Source organism: Bradyrhizobium sp. Leo114 (assembly GCF_055229415.2).
This window is the reverse complement of the sequence record NZ_JBUYEN020000149.1, coordinates 1-1884: the sequence shown is the minus strand read 5'-3', so window position 1 is coordinate 1884 and position 1884 is coordinate 1. Positions and strand designations below refer to the sequence as shown.

Here is a 1884-nt window from a genome sequence, read left to right as displayed (position 1 = left end):
CTCGCCATCGACTTCGTGGCAGGGCGCGCGGACCTGGCTAGCGTCATTGGGATCACGGACGATGAGCTTGAGGCCTTATATGTATTTGGCCACCGCTACTATTCTTGCGGCAAGTATGAGGAGGCGCGGAATTTCTTTCGCTTCTTGTGCCTACACCGGCACATCGACGCACGATTCTGGTTTGGTCTGGCTGCTAGTAGTCAGATGCTTGGGGACCCAGAGAACGCCATGCACGCCTATCGGTTGGCCGGGCTCCTGGATAGTGACGATCCGCAGATACCGCTTCGTGCGGCGGAATGTTTCATCAAACTCGATCATCCCACAGCGGCCATCACCGCACTCGAGAATAGCTTGGCGCTGAGTGTCGGAAGGCCCGAACAAAAGGCTTTGGCCGGGCGTGGGCTGATGATGCTTAACCGCCTCAAATCCCAACTTGGGTCCAGCCATGGATAGAGTGAACATGTGGGCGTTGACGAGCAAAACACTCCCCGAAGTCGGGACGCTGCCTTTCAGTGCCTCCGCCACCGGTCTTTCGGGCAATGGCCGCAAGACTGACGCCAACCTGTTGCTGCAATCAGGTTCCGGAGAGGCTGTCGCGTCAGGTTCGATTCCAGGCTTATCGGCACCACGTGCGTTCGATACGATTGACCTCCTTACCACGTTTCTGGCTCTGAAGACCAAGATGACGGATGGACAGGTTGCAGCCGGAATAGAGGACGCGCGACATTGGGGAGAGCAGCAAAGGCAGTTGCACGAGGAAACCTCTAAAAGCATCATTGAAGCGGCAAAAAGATTGGCAGAAGCAAAGAAGAGCTCCGGCATCATGAAGTTCTTCGGATGGCTAGCGGTCGGATTGACGGTCCTGGCTGCCGTTGCCACCGGCGGAACGCTTGCAGTCATGGCGGCGGCAGTGAGCGTTGGAGTAGCGACTCTCGTCGAGACGGGGGGCATCGATAAGATGACCGCGGCAATTGCGAAGAGTCTCGAGAAAGACGGAATCGAGGACGGCAAGGCCAACACTTTGAGCGCGGTCATCACGATTGGCATCATATTCGCTATCTCGGTGCTAACGGTCGGCGCTGGCTTTGCTAGTGGAGCTGCGAGTGGATTGGGTATTACCGCCTTGATACCGTCTAACTCTGTCAAGGCTGTTCAGATAGGCCAGAGACTTTCGACGGCGGCTCGGGTCGGCGAGGCAGTGGCATCGCTGGGCGAGGCTGGCGCTGGCATCGCCAATGGCATCCAGCAGAAGGAGGCAACGGACGCCCAGGCAGAAACGTTGGACATTAGCAAGAGCATTGCAAGATTGAGACAACTGCAAAGCGATGAAATGGACTTCATCAAGCAATTGCTTCTCGACAGGACGATGACCACACAGAACGTTGCCGAGGCGATTGAGAGGCAGAGTGACTCCAACGCGAATCTCATAAGGCACTTCGCCTGACAGGCTGCGTGGGATCACTTATCGAACTTAAGGAATGTAGCGATGGTATTTGCGATCGAACGTGAAACGACCGTTGGCGGGCACGACCTGTTGGATGCTGCCGCGCATCAACAACTTCCGCGGGTGCCGATCTCTGCTACGGTCCGCGGCAGAAACGTGCCAGAAGGCGAGATCCCACGCCCTCTTGCAGATCCCGTTGAGGGGGCGCGGGGTCGGGAATCAGTTGGTGTACCGGATCTCGCGGACGTTGTGATCCAAGAGAAGCTTTCCAACGTCCAGGTCAAGCTGAAGGACTTTGCTACGGGGAACGAGATATCAGCAGTCGCCGCGCTCATCGTTCGGCTCAATGCGGAGTTCCGGAAGGCGGCGAGGTCGGACCGGTCGGCCGCGCTTAACGTCGAGATCGCTGCGCAGGAAGCTGCTGCCAAGGCGCTTCGCAA

General features: G+C 57.5%; 3 protein-coding genes. All 3 read left to right on the top strand.

What is annotated here, in order from left to right; all coding sequences use genetic code 11:
• The coding region (locus ACZIRK_RS45055; RefSeq protein WP_130231886.1) for a SycD/LcrH family type III secretion system chaperone at window positions 1–453 on the top strand (453 nt) is incomplete at its 5' end.
• Entirely contained in the window at window positions 446–1444 is a 999-nt protein-coding gene (locus ACZIRK_RS45050; protein WP_130231888.1) for a hypothetical protein, read from the top strand. The genes ACZIRK_RS45055 and ACZIRK_RS45050, both read left to right, overlap by 8 nt.
• Before the next feature lie 42 nt (window positions 1445–1486).
• The coding region (locus ACZIRK_RS45045; protein ID WP_130231890.1) for a hypothetical protein at window positions 1487–1884 on the top strand (398 nt) is incomplete at its 3' end.

Coding starts and splice junctions, on each gene's coding strand:
- ACZIRK_RS45050 (WP_130231888.1), top strand. CDS start 446: ATGGATAGAGTGAACATGTGGGCGTTGACGAGCAAAACACTCCCCGAA.